Source organism: Mycobacterium sp. SMC-4, from assembly GCF_025263265.1.
Classification (GTDB): domain Bacteria; phylum Actinomycetota; class Actinomycetes; order Mycobacteriales; family Mycobacteriaceae; genus Mycobacterium.
In genome coordinates this window covers 2,428,214-2,445,309 of record NZ_CP079869.1, presented here as the reverse complement: position 1 = coordinate 2,445,309, position 17,096 = coordinate 2,428,214, and the positions used below count along the sequence as shown (strand labels likewise).

Annotated in this window: 18 protein-coding genes and 1 pseudogene; 3 read left to right on the top strand and 16 right to left on the bottom strand. The window is 67.7% G+C overall.

Annotated elements, in window-relative coordinates; genetic code table 11:
- The first annotated feature begins 18 nt into the window (after positions 1-18).
- The gene (locus KXD98_RS11895; RefSeq protein ID WP_260764530.1) at positions 19-1,299 is read left to right on the top strand and encodes an HNH endonuclease; all 1,281 of its coding nucleotides are present in this window, start codon (positions 19-21) and stop codon (positions 1,297-1,299) included.
- A gap of 14 nt (positions 1,300-1,313) precedes the next feature.
- Here KXD98_RS11895 and nusB read toward each other — a convergent pair whose 3' ends face one another.
- Genes nusB through KXD98_RS11880 form a run of 3 tightly spaced genes read right to left on the bottom strand, consistent with a single transcriptional unit; the run spans position 1,314 to position 3,485 of the window.
- The gene (gene nusB, locus KXD98_RS11890) at positions 1,314-1,790 is read right to left on the bottom strand and encodes a transcription antitermination factor NusB (protein WP_260764529.1); all 477 of its coding nucleotides are present in this window, start codon (positions 1,788-1,790) and stop codon (positions 1,314-1,316) included.
- 27 nt (positions 1,791-1,817) lie between these two features.
- Positions 1,818-2,381 (bottom strand): elongation factor P, encoded by a 564-nt coding sequence (gene efp, locus KXD98_RS11885; protein WP_260764528.1) that lies wholly within the window; start codon positions 2,379-2,381, stop codon positions 1,818-1,820.
- Between the two features lie 21 nt (positions 2,382-2,402).
- On the bottom strand, positions 2,403-3,485 hold the full coding sequence (locus tag KXD98_RS11880) for a Xaa-Pro peptidase family protein (RefSeq protein WP_260764527.1): 1,083 nt from the start codon (positions 3,483-3,485) through the stop codon (positions 2,403-2,405).
- Between the two features lie 33 nt (positions 3,486-3,518).
- Between KXD98_RS11880 and KXD98_RS11875 the strand changes: the two genes are divergently transcribed.
- Positions 3,519-4,037 carry a B-4DMT family transporter gene (locus tag KXD98_RS11875; RefSeq protein WP_260764526.1) on the top strand — a complete coding sequence of 173 codons (519 nt, stop codon included), beginning with the start codon at positions 3,519-3,521 and terminating at the stop codon, positions 4,035-4,037.
- Here KXD98_RS11875 and aroB read toward each other — a convergent pair whose 3' ends face one another.
- The 11 genes and pseudogenes from aroB to KXD98_RS11820 form a co-directional block, all read right to left on the bottom strand.
- Positions 4,038-5,117 (bottom strand): 3-dehydroquinate synthase, encoded by a 1,080-nt coding sequence (gene aroB / locus KXD98_RS11870; protein ID WP_260764525.1) that lies wholly within the window; start codon positions 5,115-5,117, stop codon positions 4,038-4,040.
- A 143-nt stretch (positions 5,118-5,260) separates the two neighbouring features.
- Positions 5,261-5,779, bottom strand: a pseudogene (locus tag KXD98_RS11865) (shikimate kinase); the annotation flags it as partial.
- Positions 5,779-6,993: a chorismate synthase gene (aroC, locus tag KXD98_RS11860; protein WP_260764524.1), complete on the bottom strand. Its 1,215-nt coding sequence runs from the start codon at positions 6,991-6,993 to the stop codon at positions 5,779-5,781. The gene aroC and the pseudogene KXD98_RS11865, both read right to left, overlap by 1 nt.
- Before the next feature lie 33 nt (positions 6,994-7,026).
- The gene (locus KXD98_RS11855; RefSeq protein ID WP_260764523.1) at positions 7,027-7,620 is read right to left on the bottom strand and encodes a TetR/AcrR family transcriptional regulator; all 594 of its coding nucleotides are present in this window, start codon (positions 7,618-7,620) and stop codon (positions 7,027-7,029) included.
- Entirely contained in the window at positions 7,617-8,108 is a 492-nt protein-coding gene (locus KXD98_RS11850) for a DUF3237 domain-containing protein (RefSeq protein WP_260764522.1), read from the bottom strand. The genes KXD98_RS11855 and KXD98_RS11850 overlap by 4 nt, the downstream gene beginning before the upstream one ends.
- 39 nt (positions 8,109-8,147) lie before the next feature.
- The gene (locus KXD98_RS11845; protein WP_260765150.1) at positions 8,148-8,516 is read right to left on the bottom strand and encodes an A24 family peptidase; all 369 of its coding nucleotides are present in this window, start codon (positions 8,514-8,516) and stop codon (positions 8,148-8,150) included.
- 100 nt (positions 8,517-8,616) lie between these two features.
- Positions 8,617-9,423 carry a shikimate dehydrogenase gene (locus KXD98_RS11840; RefSeq protein ID WP_260764521.1) on the bottom strand — a complete coding sequence of 269 codons (807 nt, stop codon included), beginning with the start codon at positions 9,421-9,423 and terminating at the stop codon, positions 8,617-8,619.
- Positions 9,420-10,667 carry an endolytic transglycosylase MltG gene (gene mltG, locus KXD98_RS11835; RefSeq protein ID WP_260764520.1) on the bottom strand — a complete coding sequence of 416 codons (1,248 nt, stop codon included), beginning with the start codon at positions 10,665-10,667 and terminating at the stop codon, positions 9,420-9,422. The genes KXD98_RS11840 and mltG overlap by 4 nt, the downstream gene beginning before the upstream one ends.
- A complete protein-coding gene (gene ruvX, locus KXD98_RS11830) occupies positions 10,660-11,160 on the bottom strand; it encodes a Holliday junction resolvase RuvX (protein WP_260764519.1) in 501 nt (166 codons plus the stop codon). Before ruvX ends, mltG begins: the two co-directional genes overlap by 8 nt.
- A gap of 31 nt (positions 11,161-11,191) precedes the next feature.
- Positions 11,192-13,888: an alanine--tRNA ligase gene (alaS, locus tag KXD98_RS11825; protein WP_260764517.1), complete on the bottom strand. Its 2,697-nt coding sequence runs from the start codon at positions 13,886-13,888 to the stop codon at positions 11,192-11,194.
- A gap of 90 nt (positions 13,889-13,978) precedes the next feature.
- Positions 13,979-14,380, bottom strand: coding sequence for a secondary thiamine-phosphate synthase enzyme YjbQ (locus tag KXD98_RS11820; RefSeq protein ID WP_260765149.1), 402 nt, complete (start codon positions 14,378-14,380; stop codon positions 13,979-13,981).
- 105 nt (positions 14,381-14,485) lie between these two features.
- Between KXD98_RS11820 and KXD98_RS11815 the strand changes: the two genes are divergently transcribed.
- Positions 14,486-14,794 (top strand): GlsB/YeaQ/YmgE family stress response membrane protein, encoded by a 309-nt coding sequence (locus KXD98_RS11815; protein WP_260764516.1) that lies wholly within the window; start codon positions 14,486-14,488, stop codon positions 14,792-14,794.
- 60 nt (positions 14,795-14,854) lie between these two features.
- Here KXD98_RS11815 and KXD98_RS11810 read toward each other — a convergent pair whose 3' ends face one another.
- On the bottom strand, positions 14,855-16,183 hold the full coding sequence (locus KXD98_RS11810; RefSeq protein WP_260764515.1) for a replication-associated recombination protein A: 1,329 nt from the start codon (positions 16,181-16,183) through the stop codon (positions 14,855-14,857).
- A 10-nt stretch (positions 16,184-16,193) separates the two neighbouring features.
- Positions 16,194-17,045, bottom strand: coding sequence for a DUF3097 domain-containing protein (locus KXD98_RS11805; RefSeq protein WP_260764514.1), 852 nt, complete (start codon positions 17,043-17,045; stop codon positions 16,194-16,196).
- Positions 17,046-17,096: the final 51 nt, after the last annotated feature.

Sequence of the window (17,096 nt, the reverse complement as noted above, 5' to 3'; positions counted from 1 at the left end):
CCAGGTACATTCGGGGACGTGTTCGAAAGTTTGTTCGACCTGTCTGACGCGGCTGGTGAGGCGGAGCTGCGGGCAGTCGTCGAACGCTGCGAGAGGTTGAAGGCCCAGGCCGCTGCGGTCCAGGCGCGGGCCACGGCGTTGTGGGCGGCCAAACGCGCTGCTGCTGAAGAGGCTGCCGGGATCGCCAAAACCAGGCGCGGTAAGGGGCTGGCCAGCGAGGTCGCGTTGGCGCGCCAGGACGCCCCGGTGCAGGGCAACCGACATCTGGGCTTCGCCCGAGCGCTGGTGCACGAGATGCCGTGCACGCTGGCGGCCATGGCGGCCGGGGTGCTCTCGGAGTGGCGGGCGACGCTGATCGTGCGTGAATCGGCGTGCTTGAGTGCAGAACACCGCCACGAACTCGACCGGCAGCTGTGTGGCGATCCTGCGCGGCTGACCGGATGGGGTAACAACCGCATCGAAGCCGAGGCCAAGGCCATCGCAGCCCGTCTCGACGCCGCTGCGGTGGTCGAGCGCATCGACAAGGCTGCCGCAGGTTGTGCGGTCAGTTGCCGGCCCGCGGCCAACAACATGGTCTACGTCACGGTGCGGCTCCCGTTGACCCAGGGTGTCGGCCTCTACGCCGCATGCACACAGGCCGCCGACACCACCTTCGACGAACGGCCGCGCGGCCAGGTGATGGCCGAGACGGTCTACGAGCGGGTGACCGGACGTGCCGCCTCCGCCCCGGTTGCGGTGGCGCTGAACCTGGTGATGGCCGACACCACGCTGGCCGGTGACGACGACGAACTGGGCTGGCTGCACGGGTACGGACCCGTCCCCGCCGGGTTCTGCCGCGCCCTCGTCGGTGACGTCGTCCTGGATGCCGAGACCCGGGCCACGCTACGCCGGCTCTACCGCCATCCCGACAGCGGGCAACTGGTAGCGATGGAATCGAAAGCCAGGATCTTTCCGAAAGGGCTCGCCGCGCTGCTGGACCGTCGCGACCGCACCTGCCGAACCCCCTACTGCAACGCCCCGATCCGCCACCACGACCACGCCACACCCCACCACGCCGGCGGGCCCACCACAGCGCTCAACGGCCTCGGCGAATGCGAGGCCTGCAACTACACCAAAGAAGCCGCCGGCTGGCAAGTCAGCACCACCGAGACCAACGGGCACCACACCGCGCAATTCCGCACCCCGACCGGCGCGGTCTACCGGTCAACCGCCCCACCGCTACCCGGGCCGCCACCACGACGGCGCAGCATCATCGAAGACGGAATCACCATCGACCTCATCACCTTCGACGCCGCGTGACGGTGCGCCCGGGTTCAGTCGCCCTCGCTACCACCCTGCACAGCTGCGGCCGCGGCCCGAATCTGTGGGGTCACCAGCATCACCTGACCCAGCACACCATTGACGAAGCCCGGCGAGTCGTCGGTGGACAGTTCCTTGGCCAACTCCACAGCCTCATCCACAGCGACCGGTTCAGGTACATCCTCGGCATGCAGAAGCTCCCACACCGCAACCCGTAGGATCGCGCGGTCCACCGCGGGCAGCCGGTCCAGCGTCCAGCCCTGCAGATGCGCAGAGATCAGGTCGTCGACGTGGGCTGCGTGCTCGCTGACACCCCGCGCCACCGTCACCGTGTACGGGTTGAGCGCTGAGGCATCCCCTTTGTCCGCCAGCGCGTTTCGTGACTCGGCGACGGCCGCGGGAGTCATCCCACGTGCCTCGGCCTCAAACAGCAGGTCAACCGCGCGTTTGCGGGCCTGATGCCGGCCACGATGAGCACGTCGGTCAGTCACCCCGTCGCTCCGCTGCGCTCGCCCTGGCTAGGCATTGACCCTTCCCAGGTAGCTGCCGTCACGCGAGTCCACCTTGAGCTTGTCACCGGTGTTGATGAACAGCGGCACCTGGATCTCGGCGCCGGTCTCCAGCGTCGCCGGCTTGGTACCCGCACTGGAGCGGTCACCCTGTAACCCGGGCTCGGTATGGGTGACCTCGAGCTCCACGGTCACCGGCAGCTCCAGATACAGCGGGGTCCCGTCGTGGAAGGCGATCTGCACCGGCATGCTCTCCAGCAGGAACCCGGCAAGGCGTCCGACCAGGGCCTCTGGCAACGGGTGCTGCTCGAAGTCCTCGGAGTCCATGAACACAAAGTCCGAACCGTCGCGGTACAGATAAGTGGCATCGCGGCGATCCACCGTCGCGGTCTCCACCTTCACGCCGGCGTTATAGGTCTTGTCGACGACCTTGCCCGATACGACGTTCTTCAGTTTCGTTCGCACGAAGGCCGGACCTTTGCCTGGTTTGACGTGTTGGAACTCGACGATCTGCCACAGTTGGCCATCGATCTGGAGGACGAGGCCGTTCTTGAAGTCGGCGGTCGATGCCACAGCGGGTTGTACTCCTAGCTTCTAGAGGATCACCAGTTCTTTGGAGAACCTGGTGAGTAGTTCGGGATGCTTGTCGACCACGAGCGTGTCCTCGATGCGGACACCGCCGCGGTCGGGCAGGTAGACACCGGGCTCCACGGTCACCGCGGAACCAGCAAGCAGTGTACCGGCGGCCGACGCGTTGATTCCGGGCGCTTCGTGGATCTGCAGGCCTACGCCGTGCCCGAGCCCGTGGCCGAAGTTCTCGGCAAACCCCGCATCAGCGATCACCTGGCGAGACGCCGCGTCGACCTCACTGAGCGCCACACCCGGTGCGAGCGCCTCCCGGCCGGCCCGCTGCGCTTCGGCTACCAGCGTGTAGATGTCTCGCTGCCAGTCGGCGATCGGCGCCAGCACGAATGTGCGCGTCATGTCCGAGTGATATCCGGCCACCAGCGCACCGAAATCGATTTTGACGAAGTCTCCCGTCGCCAGCACCGCATCTGTGGGCCGGTGATGCGGTATCGCCGAGTTGGCTCCGGCCGCGACGATGGTCTCGAACGACGCCCCGTCGGCGCCGTGCTCGAGCATCAGCGCCTCCAGTCGGTTGCGCACCTGCTTCTCGGTTCGCCCGGCACCCAGACCGCCCTGGTCGATCAGGTCGGTCAGTGCCGCGTCGGCAGCCTCGCACGCCAACCGCAGCAGTGCGATCTCGCCGGCGTCCTTGACTTCGCGCAATTGTTCGACCAGCCCAGGCGCCCGCACCAGTTCGCAACCCTGACCAGCGGCGTCGGCGAGCTTGGCGAAGGCGTCGACGGTCACCACATGGCTCTCGAACCCCAGCCTGCGCACACCGTCAGTGGCCGCGCGGGCAGCCAGGTGCGGCCCACACGCCCGCTCGATAACCACTTCGGCATCAGGCGCCTGGGTGGCCGCCTGACTGCGGTAGCGACCGTCAGTGGCCAGCACCGGCGTCTCCTGACCGGTCAGCACCAGCAGTGCGGCGTTGGAGCCGGTGAATCCGGACAGATAGCGCACGTTGACCAGATCCGATACCAGCACCGCATCGAGCTGTGCCTCGGCCAGAAGACGACGCAAACGGTCGCGGCGCGCAGATATGGTCACGGTGTCCGACGCTACTCGCTAAGGTGAGGCCCCATGAGCAAGTGGTTGCTGCGCGGACTGGTGTTCGCCGCCCTGATGGTGATCGTCCGGTTACTCCAGGGAGCGATGATCAACGCGTGGGAAACCAGAGCGGGACTGATCAGCGCGATTCTGGTGGCGTTGTTCGCGCTCGTGGCCCTGGCCTGGGGCTACGTCGACGGCAGCAGCGATGCCCGCAGGAACGCCGACCCCGAACGCCGTGACGATCTCGCGATGACCTGGCTGCTGGCCGGGTTGTTCGCCGGGGTGGCGAGCGGATTCGTGGCCTGGGTGATCGGGCTGTTCTACCAGAATCTCTACGTTGAGGGCTTGCTCAACGAGATCACCACGTTCGCGGCCTTCACCGCGCTGCTGGTCTTCGTCAGCGCCATCATCGGCGTGGCGTTGGGTCACTGGCTGGTCGACCGCAAACGTCCCGACGAGCCCCGGCGCCGTGAGGACGACGACCGTGCCGACACCGACGTGTTCGCCGCGGTGCGCGACGACCAGACCCAGCCGGTCGAGAACCGTTAGTCAGTCGCGCGCGATTTCGGCATAGGCGGCAGCGAGCAACGACGGGTCCGGCCCCTCCAGCCGACCCGGCTTTGCCAGCCCGTCGAGTACCACGAATCGAAGGATCCCGGCTCGGGTTTTCTTGTCTCCGAGCATCGACTCCAACAGCTGCGGCAATGCATCAGCGTCATAGGTCACCGGCAGACCCAGAGCGCTCAGCACCGAGCGATGGCGCCCAGCGGTCTCGTCATCGAGGCGGCCGGCCAGCCGACCCAACTCCGCAGCGAAGACCAGACCCACCGACACGGCCGCGCCATGGCGCCACTGATAGCGCTCCCGGCGTTCGATCGCGTGAGCCAGCGTGTGCCCGTAGTTCAGGATTTCGCGGAGCTGTGATTCCTTCTCGTCGGCGGCGACTACCTCGGCCTTGACGGTGACCGCGCGCCGAATCAGCTCGGGCAGCACGTCGCCGGTCGGATCCAGGGCAGCCTGCGGATCGGCCTCGATCATGTCGAGGATCACCGGATCAGCGATGAATCCTGCCTTCACGATCTCGGCCATACCGGCGATGATCTCGTTGCGCGGCAACGTTTCCAGCGTGGCGAGGTCGATCAGTACGGCTGCCGGCTGGTGGAACGCACCGACAAGGTTCTTACCCGCATCAGTGTTGATGCCGGTCTTTCCGCCCACGGCGGCGTCCACCATGCCGAGCAGCGTCGTCGGGACGTGCACGATGTCCACGCCACGCAGCCACGTCGCTGCGGCGAAACCGGCGACGTCGGTGGCCGCTCCCCCGCCCAGACTCACGACAGCGTCCTTGCGGCCGATGCCGATGCGGCCCAACACCTCCCAGATGAACCCGACGACGGGCAACTCCTTGCCTGCCTCGGCGTCGGGGATCTCGATGCGGTGGGCGTCGGTGCCCTGATCTGCCAGATGGCTGCGGATCACCTCGGCGGTCTCGGCCAGCACGGGCTGGTGCAGGATGGCGACCTTGTGCCTACCGCCGAGCAACCGGCCCAGTTCCGCCAGTAATCCGGTTCCGATGATCACCGGGTAAGGCGGATCGGTAGCCACCTCGACTGTCACCGGCTCGGTCACGGAGAGTCCTTTCGTACGCAGGTAGGATTGCCGGCTTTCTTCGCGGCCATCGTGGCCGGACTCGGCGGCGCCTCGGTAGACGGAGCGGCAGTCAGCGACAACGGCGCGCGCCGCCATGACGGGCGCCTGCGGCGGCGTTCCGGCTTGGAACCGTGCGGATTCTCCAACCGGGTGGTGATGTAGCGGACGACGGCTCCGGGATTGCGATGGTTGGTGTTGACCCGCATGGTCGCAACCTTGCGATACAGCGGAACACGCTGCGACATCAGCTTTTTGAATTTCTCGCCGCGGTCGGGGCCGGACAGCAGTGGCCGCGCGGTCGAGCCACCTGTCCGACGTACCCCCTCGGCCGCGTTGATCTCGAGGTAGACCACGGTGTGTCCGGCCAGCGCCTGCCGGACACCCTCGGTGGTCACTGCTCCCCCGCCGAGCGACAGCACGCCGTCGTGGTTGGCCAACGCGTCGCGGATGACCTCTTCTTCGATACGGCGGAACTCGGCTTCCCCGTCGGTGGCGAAGATATCGGCGATGACGCGTCCCGTGCGCTTCTCGATCTCGGCGTCGGTGTCGAGCATGGGCACCTCCAGGACCTTGGCCAGTCGGCGACCGATCGTGGACTTACCCGAACCGGGCAACCCGATCAACACCGCCTTCGGGGCCATCAGCCCGAAGCCCTCGCCGCATCGCTGTGCGGCTCACGCGCCGCGACGGCACGCAGGTATCCGTCGATGTTGGTTCGTGTCTCAATCAGCGAGTCACCACCGAACTTCTGCAGGGCAGCGCGCGCGAGCACCAGCGCGACCATGGTCTCCACCACGACCCCCGCAGCGGGTACCGCGCACACGTCGGATCGCTGATGGATCGCCACCGCTTCGTCCCCGGTGGTCATGTCGACGGTGGCCAGCGCCCGCGGGACCGTGGAGATCGGTTTCATCGCGGCGCGCACCCGGACCGGCAGACCGTTGGTCATACCGCCTTCGAGGCCGCCGGCCCGGTTGGTCGAGCGCGTCACACCGTCAGCACCCGGGTACATCTCGTCGTGCGCAACGCTGCCCCGCCGCCGGGCGGTCTCGAAGCCGTCACCGATCTCCACACCTTTGATTGCCTGAATTCCCATGACCGCGGCCGCCAGCTGGCTGTCCAAGCGGTTGTCGCCGCTGGTGAACGAGCCCAGCCCGACGGGCAGTCCATGCGCGACCACCTCGACCACGCCGCCGAGGGTATCGCCGTCACGCTTGGCTGCTTCGATCTCGGTGATCATCGAGCTCTCAGCCTCGGCGTCGAACGCGCGCACCGGGCTGGCATCGATGGCCGCCAGATCACCAGGCTGTGGTATCGGACCGGCGTACGGCGTCGACGCGCCGATGGAGATCACGTGGGAAACCACCTCGACACCGAGCGCCTGCTGCAGGAAGGCCCGCGCGAACGTGCCCGCGGCCACCCGAGCGGCGGTCTCCCGAGCGCTGGCACGTTCCAGCACCGGACGCGCGTCGTCGAACCCGTACTTGAGCATGCCGGCATAGTCGGCGTGACCAGGACGGGGCCGGGTCAGCGGTGCGTTGCGCGCGGCGCTCTCGGCCAGCGCGGCCGGATCGATCGGGTCGGGAGCCATCACGGTCTCCCATTTGGGCCACTCGGTGTTGCCGATCTCGATCGCGATCGGACCGCCGAGGGTCACTCCGTGACGCATGCCCGCCAGCATGGTGACCTGGTCCTGTTCGAACTTCATCCGCGCTCCTCGGCCGTAGCCGAGGCGGCGCCGCGCCAACTGGGTGGCGATGTCGGCAGAGGCGACGTGGACACCTGCCACCATCCCCTCGACCACGGCCACCAACGCACGGCCATGGGATTCGCCGGCTGTCGTCCATCGCAACACGTGTCCCATTTTCGCACGCCGGCCTCACCGTCCTTACCGGACCGCCACAGCGCCGAGCACCCGGTCGACCTCGGCGAGGGCGCGTCGCTGCGCGGCGCGGCGATCGTCGGCCCTGGCCACCGTCAGTGCGGTCTCGCACAGCGCCCCGAACAGGAAGTGCGCGAACGGCTCGGCAGGCCGCGGATCGATGCGCCCCGCGGTGGCGGCGAGCGAGATGCCCGAGCACATCAGATCGAGCAGCGGAGCTTCCAATCGTCGCGTCGCTTCCCAGCCGATCGCGGTGAGCGCCTCGACCAGCACGATGCGCTGCGTCGCGGGGTCTGCGCATTCCTCGAGGAACCTTCGGCACGCGGCACCAAACGCCTCCCACGGGTCGTCCTCGCGGCGGTAGGCGGTGAGCACCGACTCGGAGAGCCGGCCGATCTCGGCGGCGAACACGGCCTCGAACACCCGAGCCTTGCTGTCGAAATGGTGGTACACCGCACCTTTGGTCACCTGGGCGCGTGCGGCGACAGCCGCCAGCGACGTCGCGTCAAATCCTTCGGTGGCAAACAGGTGCCGGGCCGCCGTCAGCAGCTGACGAGTCGTCGCCTCGGTGCGATCGGCCTGACGGCGACGGCCGTTCACAGCAGTCGGTAGATGCGGTAGTCGACGCGATCGGGCCGCAGCACGTTGTATCCGACCGCGACCACTTGAGACAGCCAGGCATAGCGCTCGTCGGCGGTGTCGAATATCGGGGTGGTGCGCACGTAGGTCTGGGCGAAGGGCAGCGCATGTCCGGAGGCGAGGCGACCGAATCCGTCCGCGGGGACCTTGATGACCCCGCGGCTCTCGAAGTGGATCAGCACGTCGTCGTGCGTGTGGATCGTGGCGCGGACGTCGACGCGGCCGATGCCGTCGCTGCCGACGCGCAACCAGTCCCCACCGCCGGGTAGCAGGTGCCCACGCAGCGCCGGACCGCTCACCTGTCCACCGGTTACCACGAACGTCAGGCGCGCACCGAGGGCCGTATCGATCATCTGGGCTGGTCGCAGCGCGACGCTGAGATCACACAGGTGCGCCACCGGCACAACGTCCCCCGGGGGTGGCAACGCGACATCAGCGGCATGCACCATGTCGCCAAAGATACATACCGATAGTATGTAAGTAAAGAATCAGGCCAGGACCACCGCGACGACCGCCGCTGCGCACATCGACGGACCGTGCGGGACGACGGAAGCACCACCGCGCATCAGGTGCCACAGTGCGACCACCGAGGTCAGCACCGACGCGCCCACCGCCGCGAAAACCCACGGTCCGAATCCGAACGCCCCCGTCAGAGCGCCTAGGCCGATCGCCAATTTCACGTCACCGGCCCCCATCGCTCGTGGCGCGGCCAGGTGTATCGCCGCGTAGACGGCGCACAAGCCGAGCGCACCGAGCGATGCCGCGACACCATGTCCGCCGAGCACCGCCCCGGTCACGATGACCGCCGCCCCGGGCAACGTCAGCCAATTCGGCAGCCGCCGATGGCGAATGTCCATCCAGCTCAACGCAATCAACCATGCACCGACGCCCCCCGCGGCGACCAGGACCCCCACCCTCTCAGGCTAAGCGCGTCGTAGCCACTCGCACGACACCGGTTCAGCCGGCTTCCAGCGCGGCCGCCATGGCCTGTTTGGGAGCCGGTCGACCGGTGAACTGCTCAACCTGGGTATAGGCCTGATTCAGCAGCATCTGCAGGCCACTGACGACCCGTCCACCCGCCTCGCCCACCGCGGCGGCCAGCGGGGTGGGCCACGGGTCGTAGATCGCGTCGAGCAATACCGGTACCGCAGCCAGTGCCGAGGCGTACGGCGCGACCGCGTCGGCCGGCACCGTGTTGACCACGACATCGACGTCGGCGACCGCAGCAGCGAGGTCCACAGCGATATCGCAGAAGTCGGCCTGCACCCCGCAACGCACAGCCAGGTCGACCAATACGGCCGCTTTCTGCGCACTTCGCGCCGCCACCGTGATGTGGGCGGCGCCGAGGTCGATCAGTCCGACTACCGCCGCCGGCGCGGTGCCTCCCGAACCGATGACCATAGCCCTGCGCGGAGTGAGCCCGGCCAGCGCACCGATGACGCCGTCGATATCGGTGTTGTCGGCGCGCCAGCCGCCCGCCGAACGCACCAACGTGTTTGCCGAACCGATCAGCCGCGCCCGCGGGGTGGCGTCGTCGGCGAACCGCAGTGCCGCGATCTTGCCCGGCATCGTCACCGACACCCCCACCCACTCAGGGCCGAAGCCCGAAACCACGCCCGGGAGTTGGTCGCCGGTGCACTCGATGCGGTCATAGGTCCATTCGGTCAGACCCAGCGCCCGGTACGCCGCCAGATGCAGTTGCGGGGAGCGCGAATGCTCGATCGGCGAACCCAGCACCCCCGCCCGCCGCGGCCGCAGGGTCATCGCGCGGAGTCGAGGACGCCGTTACCGATCGCCAGCTGGATATTGGCCAAATGCTGTTCGTACTCCCGGGTGAACAGCGTCGTGCCCTGCATGTCGATGGTCACGAAGAACAACCAATCCCCCGGCTCCGGATGTTCGGCGGCGTCCAGGGCCGGCAGGCTGGGTGAACAGATCGGGGTGAGTGGCAACCCGGGGCGCACATAGGTGTTCCACGGTGTCATCTGGGCACGGTCGCCGTCGGTCGTGGCCACCTCGATGCGCTCCAACGGATAGTTGACCGTCGAGTCGAACTCCAAGGTGCGCTGCTCGGCGAGCCGGTTGTAGATCACTCGGCTGACCTTCGAGAAGTCCTCCTGGGTGGCTTCACGCTGAACCAGCGAGGCGACGGTCAGAATCTCGTAGGGCGACAGGTTGACCACCGCGGCCGCCTCGAGGATGCCGTGGCTCTCGTACTGGGTGGCGCTGCCGGCGACCAACGTCGACAGGATTTCGCGGGGATCGGCCGACGGATCGATGTTCCAGGTACCCGGGGCAATGAGCCCTTCCAGCCGGCGGTGGTCCGGACCGAGTGCGGCAATGGCGGTGGTCGCCCACCTCGGCACCCCGAGCGCATCCGGCTGGGCAGAGCTGGCGGCATCGCGCAACGCTTCCGCCGACACGCAGCTGCGTTCCCCGTCGAGCTCGACGCACGATGCCTGCGAGATCAGCGACAGAATCCCATCGGTGACCGCCCGCGTCTTGACGTCTTCGACGTCGTCGAGCTGGCGCCCCTCCGGGATGACGAGCCTGCCGACCCGGTTGGCCGGGTCCGCGAGGCGCTGGACGGCATCGGCGGCCGGGATCTCGGTCCGCACCTTGTAAAAGCCGGGCTGAATGGCCGAGATCGCGTCGTTGCCCTCGGCGGCGTCGACAAATCCCTTGGTGGTGCGCACCACGTTGTGCTCCTGCAGGGTGTTCCCGATCGCGGTGGTGGAGTCGCCCTGATGCACCTGGATCACGACGTCGGAAACGCCCTCACCGGCGAAGTCACTGCCGCTGGTGCCGAACAACGAGTGCCACATCTGGGAACCGAGAAACACCGCACCGACGACAACCACCACGAGCATGCCGACCGCGACGACGGCCGCCACCTTGCGTCGGCGCCGATATCGCTGTTCCCGAATGCGTTCCTGGCGAGACCTGCGCGCACGGGGTGGTCCCACGGCCAACGGCTCGGCTCGGTCACTTCGCCAATCGTCAGCCATTCCCGACCTCTCCGTGTGCGGACAGCGCCGTCCGCCGCTGGTCCAGCCAGTGTTGCAGGATCCCTACCGCCGCTGCCTGATCGATCACGCCGCGTTGTCCCCGGGCCCGGACCCCCGCCTCGCGCAGTGACCGCTGCGCGGTCAGCGTGGTGAACCGCTCGTCGGCCAGCCGCACCGGTATCGGCGCGATCCGTTCGGCCAACTGATCGGCCACGTCGATCGCGTCCTTGGCGGACGGCCCGGCACGGTCGGCCAGGGTACGCGGCAGGCCGACCACCACCTCGACCGCGTCGTATTCGTCGACCAGCACGGCCAGCCGTCGCAGATGCCGGTCGGAGCGCCGCTCGCGCGGAACGGTCGACACCGGTGTGGCCAGCATGGCATCGGGGTCGCTGACCGCCACGCCGATGCGCACGGTGCCGACGTCGATGCCCAGCCGTCGGCCGCGCCCCGGGTCCGGCGAGGAGGGGTCGCCGCCGGGCCTGTCAGGCATGCGGCGGGTCCAGTCGGTGGGGTCCACCGGGTTAGCTCCGACCTATCTCCGCGCGTATCGCCGCCAATGCCGCGTCGATACCCGCCGCCCCCTTACCGGAACCCTGTGCCAGATCGGCCTTGCCCCCACCCCGACCCTCGACGGCCGCGCCCAGCACCTTGACCAAATCGTCGGCGCGCAGACCGAGATCCTGCGCAGCCGGGTTGACCGCCACCACGAACGGGACGGTGTCGTTGTCTGCTTCGGCGATCAGCGTCACGACACCCGGGTCACTGCCCAGCTTGCCGCGGATGTCGCCGACAAGTGAGCGCAGATCACCTGCCGACATTCCGCCGGCCATCCGCTGCGCCACCAGACGGACCTTACCGATCTGCTCTGCACCGGCAACCGCGTTGGCCGCGGCGGACCGGGCGTTGGCCATCTTCAACCGGTCGAGTTCCTTTTCGGCGGCGCGCAGCTTCTCGACCAAGGTCGCGACCCGGGCCGGCACTTCCTCCGACGGCACCTTCAGTGACGAAGCAAGGCCGGCCATCAGCGCCCGCTCCTTGGCCAGATAGCGGAACGAGTCCAGCCCGACATACGCCTCGACACGGCGAACGCCGGAGCCGACCGAGGACTCGCCCAGAATCGTCACCGGCCCGATCTGCGCCGACCGGGCTACGTGGGTGCCACCGCAGAGCTCCAACGAGAACGGGCCGCCGATCTCGACCACCCGAACCTCGTCGGGGTAGTTCTCGCCGAACAACGCCATCGCACCCATGGCTTTGGCGCGCTCCAGTTCGGTGGTGAAGCTGTGCACCTCATAGTCGGCCTCGACGGCCTGATTGGTGACTTCCTCGATCTCGGTGCGCTGCGCTTCGCTGAGCGCACCCTGCCAGTTGAAGTCGAACCGTAGATAACCCGGCCGGTTCAGCGAGCCGGCCTGCACCGCGTTGGGACCCAACACCTCGCGCAACGCTGCGTGCACCATGTGTGTGCCCGAATGTCCCTGAGTGGCACCGTGCCGCCAGCGGGGGTCGACGGCCGCCTCGACCGTGTCGCCCTCGACGAATTCGCCGGATTCGACGGTCACGCGATGCGCCCACAGTGTCTTGGCGATCTTCTGCACGTCACCCACAGCCGCCCTGGCGGTCTGCGATGGCCCGGTGCCGGTAATGGCGCCCTCGTCGGCGATCTGACCCCCCGACTCGGCGTAGAACGGCGTGCGGTCCAGGATGAGCTCGACGCGCTCGTGCGCGCCTTCCCGGCCGGTGTGCGTCACCACCGGTACCCGTTTACCGTCGACGAAGATACCGAGAATTCTTGCTTCGCTTGACAACTCATCGAAGCCGGTGAACTCGGTGGGCCCGGCGTCGACGAGTTCGCGATAGGCCGACAGGTCGGTGTGGGCCTGCTTACGCGAGGCGGCGTCGGCCTTGGCGCGCTGGCGCTGCTCGGCCATCAGGCTGCGGAAGCCCTCCTCGTCGACGCTGAGGTCGGCCTCTGCGGCCATCTCCAACGTCAACTCGATGGGGAAACCATAGGTGTCGTGCAGCGTGAAGGCATCATGACCCGACAGCCGGTCGGCCCCCGAGGCCTTGGTGACCCGGGCAGCCTCCTCGAACAGCCGCGAACCCGAGCTCAGCGTGCGGTTGAACGCGGTCTCCTCGGCCACAGCGATGCGTTGGATCCGGTCGAAATCGGTGGCCAACTCGGGATAGGACGGTCCCATTGCGTCGCGCACCGTCGCCATCAGATCCGCCATGATCGGCCGCTCGATACCGAGCAGCTTGGCCGCCCGGATGATGCGGCGCAGCAGCCTGCGCAACACGTAACCGCGACCCTCGTTGCCGGGGCTCACACCGTCACCGATGATGATCGCCGCGGTGCGGCTGTGGTCGGCGATGATCCGGTACCGGACGTCGTCCTCGTGAACGCCCTGTCCGTACCCGCGCGGCGCTCGCGCGGCCATCAGGTCTATCGCGGGCCGCAGCAGATCGGTCTCGTAGACATTGTCTACACCCTGCAGCAGGCAGGCCACCCGCTCGATGCCCATTCCGGTGTCGATGTTCTTGCGCGGCAGCGGGCCGAGGATCTCGAAATCCTCCTTCGAAGTACCCTCGCCGCGCTCGTTCTGCATGAACACGAGATTCCAGATCTCTATGTAGCGGTCCTCGTTGGCCTCTGGGCCGCCCTCGATGCCGTACTCGGGACCACGGTCGTAGTAGATCTCGGACGACGGACCACACGGCCCGGGGATTCCCATCGACCAGTAGTTGTCGGCCATGCCGCGGCGTTGAATCCGCTCGGCCGGCAGGCCGGCGACCTGCTGCCAGAGGTCAATCGCCTCATCATCGTCGAGATAGACAGTCGCCCATAGCCTCTCGGGATCAAATCCGTATCCACCCCGGTCCTGCGGGTTGGTCAACAGGGTCCAGGCGAACTCGATGGCACCCTGCTTGAAGTAGTCACCGAAGCTGAAGTTGCCGGCCATCTGGAAGAACGTGTTGTGCCGGGTGGTAATGCCGACCTCGTCGATGTCCGGTGTGCGGATGCATTTCTGGATGCTGACCGCGCGCTGGTAGGGCGGGGTTCGGGCACCGAGGAAGTAGGGGACGAACTGCACCATGCCGGCATTGACGAAAAGCAGGTTGGGATCGTCGAGGATCACCGAGGCGCTCGGTACCTCGGCGTGTCCCGCGTTCACGAAATGATCAAGGAAACGCTTCCTGATCTCGTGTGTCTGCACGTCCTGGGGTCCTTCGGTTCTGGAGGGTGTTGCCGCGGGTTCGGCGTCACCTGCGAATACTCGACCGCACCACAGTACCGGTCGCCCAGGTCAGCCCGACACGAAGCTCAAGCGGACCGATCGCTGCGGGTTGTCTCTGTTCAGATCCACCAGAACGAGGCTCTGCCATGTTCCCAGCAGCGGCCTACCCCCGGCCACCGGCACCGTCACCGACGGTGAGACCAGGCCGGGCAGCACGTGGTCGGCACCGTGGCCGGGTGAGCCGTGTGCATGCCGGTAACGGTCGTCACGGGGCAGCAGCCGCTCCAGGGTGTCGACGAGATCGTCGTCGGAACCGGCGCCAGTCTCGATGACAGCGACCCCGGCGGTGGCGTGCGGGACGAACACGTTGCACAGGCCATCAGATCGGCCGTCGCCCTGGGCGGAACAGAACGTGCGCAGTTCGGCGGTGAGGTCGACGATCCGTCGACGCGAGGTGTCGACGTCGAGCACTTCGGTGTTCATACCACGAGCCTACGAGGCCGTCCTGTGGTTGACGCGAGCGTTTAATTCCGCCGACCAGGGGTATTTCTGGCGCACCTAACACGAGGAGGAGACATGACCGTCACCGGAATCTTCAGTGCCATCCTGATCGGCATCGTGGTCGGCGTCCTCGGCCGGCTGGTCGTGCCGGGCAGGCAATCCATCGGCGTGCTCGTCACCATCCTGGTCGGCATCGTCAGCGCGCTCATCGGTACCGCAATCGCCCGGGCGATCGGCGTCACCGCCGCCGCCGGTCAGTTCAACTGGGGCGAACTCCTTGTCCAGGTCGTCGTCGCGACAATCGGCGTGGCACTGGTGGCCTCGCTGATGGGCCGTCGTCGCACCGGTGTCACGGGCGGGCGCCGCTCCGGGCTCATGCGCTAGCCCCCAAGCGCGGTGCTGTGATCCCGGCTGGGCCCCCGACCAGCCGGGATCACTTTGTCTTCAGCGCCTTCGGCGAATGATCGCGCGCAACTTCTCCAACCGAGACGCGATCTCACGCTCGGCACCACGGTTGGTCGGCTGGTAGTAATCCACCCCCACCAGCTCGTCAGGCGGATACTGCTGGGCGGCAACGCCGCCCGGCTCGTCGTGGGCGTAGCGATAGCCAACCCCGTGACCCAGCTTGGCCGCCCCCGAGTAGTGTCCGTCGCGCAGATGCGCCGGCACCAGACCCGCTTTGCCGGCCCGGATGTCGGCCATCGCGGCACCCAGCGCCGTGGTGACGGCGTTGGACTTGGGCGCGGTGGCCAGGTGCACGGTCGCGTGCGCCAAGGTCAGTTGCGCCTCGGGCATACCGATCAGCTGGACGGTCTGGGCGGCGGCCACCGCGGCGGGCAGTGCGCTCGGATCAGCCATCCCGATGTCCTCGCTGGCCAGGATCACCAACCGGCGAGCCACGAAGCGCGGGTCCTCCCCGGCGACGAGCATCCGGGCCAGATAGTGCAGCGCCGCGTCGACGTCGGAACCGCGCACCGACTTGATGAACGCGCTGACGACGTCGTAGTGCTGGTCGCCGTCGCGGTCGTAGCGCACCGCCGCCTTGTCCAGCGACTGTTCGATGACCTCGACGGTGACCTCGTCACCGGTTTCGGCGGCCACCTCCAAAGCGGTCAGGGCGCGGCGGGCATCCCCGGCCGACAGTTGCACCAACAGCTCTACCGCGTCGTCGGCAACCGCCACCCGACCGCCCAACCCACGCTCGTCGGCAATGGCACGCCGCACAACGGTGGCGATGTCGGCTGGTGTCAACGGCTGCAGCGCCAGGATCAGCGAGCGCGACAGCAGCGGCGCGACCACACTGAACGACGGGTTTTCGGTGGTGGCCGCTACCAGCAACACCACACGGTTCTCCACCGCGGCCAGCAGGGCGTCCTGCTGGGTCTTGGAGAAGCGATGCACCTCGTCGATGAACAGCACCGTCTGCTGACCCCGCATCGCGGCCTGGCGGGCTTGGTCGATGACCGCCCGAACTTCCTTGACACCGGCAGAAAGTGCCGAGAGCGCCTCGAATCGCCGTCCGGTGGCCTGCGAGACCAACGACGCCAAGGTGGTCTTGCCGGTTCCCGGGGGGCCGAAGAGGATGACCGACGCGGCACCCGAACCCTCGACGAGCCGTCGCAGCGGAGCGTTGGTCTGCAGCAAATGCTGCTGTCCGACGACCTCGTCGAGCGTGGTCGGGCGCATCCGCACGGCCAACGGCACCGACGCCCCCAGCGGGCCCGCCGCAGGCGGTGAGGGGTCACCGGGGACGTCGAAAAGGCTGTCGGACACGCTCTCGTGCTTACACGGGAGCGGTGACGAAGTCGATCAGTTCCTCGACACGTCCGATCAGCTCGGGTTCCAGGTCGGTCCAGTCCCGGACCCGGCCCCTGATGCGTTGCCAGGCGGCGGCGATATCGGCTTGATCGCGGTGCTTCCATCCCAGCGCGGCACACACGCCGTGCTTCCATTCCTGGCCCCGCGGTACGTGCGGCCACGCTGTCATTCCCAGCCGCGCCGGTTTCACGGCCTGCCAGATGTCGATGAACGGGTGCCCGACCACCAGAGTGTGCTCACCGGCGGGGCCGCGGCGGACCGCCTGCATCGTCTGCTCGGCAATCCGGGCCTCCTTGGACCCGGGTACCAGGTGGTCGACGAGAACACCGAGTCGGCGCCCGGGACCGGGACGGAAATCGGAGACGACCGCGGGTAGGTCGTCAACGCCACCGAGGTACTCGACCACCACCCCCTCGATGCGCAGGTCGTCGCCCCAGACCTGTTCGACCAGCTCGGCGTCGTGGCGGCCCTCGACGTAGATCCGGCTGGCCGCGGCGACCCGGGCACGAGCCCCCGCCACGGCGACCGACCCCGAGGCGGTCCGGGTGGTAGCGCGCGGCGCCGCCCCCTTCGGCGCGGTCAGGATGACCGGCCGACCGTCGATGAGATAACCGGGGCCCACCGGGAAGGGCTTGCGGCGCCCGTGCCGATCTTCGAGTTCCATGCGGCCGTACTCCACACGCACGACCGCACCGACGAAGCCGGTCTGGGCGTCCTCGACGACCATGCCCATCTCGATTGGATGCTCGGTCGACCGCGGCTTGCGGGATCGGTGCGGATTGTCGGCCAGGATGTCGGCGCCATAGCGATCAGCCACCGGGTGATCGTAGGGATGTCCGAGCCCGCAGCGGCCAAAGCCACTGGGCGT

Bases quoted from the DNA above. Each gene is read 5' to 3' on its own strand.
- KXD98_RS11815 (WP_260764516.1), top strand. From the start codon at position 14,486: ATGACCGTCACCGGAATCTTCAGTGCCATCCTGATCGGCATCGTGGTC.
- KXD98_RS11850 (WP_260764522.1), bottom strand. From the start codon at position 8,108: ATGGTGCATGCCGCTGATGTCGCGTTGCCACCCCCGGGGGACGTTGTG.
- mltG (WP_260764520.1), bottom strand. From the start codon at position 10,667: ATGGCTGACGATTGGCGAAGTGACCGAGCCGAGCCGTTGGCCGTGGGA.
- KXD98_RS11875 (WP_260764526.1), top strand. From the start codon at position 3,519: ATGAGCAAGTGGTTGCTGCGCGGACTGGTGTTCGCCGCCCTGATGGTG.
- KXD98_RS11840 (WP_260764521.1), bottom strand. From the start codon at position 9,423: ATGACCCTGCGGCCGCGGCGGGCGGGGGTGCTGGGTTCGCCGATCGAG.
- ruvX (WP_260764519.1), bottom strand. From the start codon at position 11,160: ATGCCTGACAGGCCCGGCGGCGACCCCTCCTCGCCGGACCCGGGGCGC.
- KXD98_RS11845 (WP_260765150.1), bottom strand. From the start codon at position 8,516: ATGGACATTCGCCATCGGCGGCTGCCGAATTGGCTGACGTTGCCCGGG.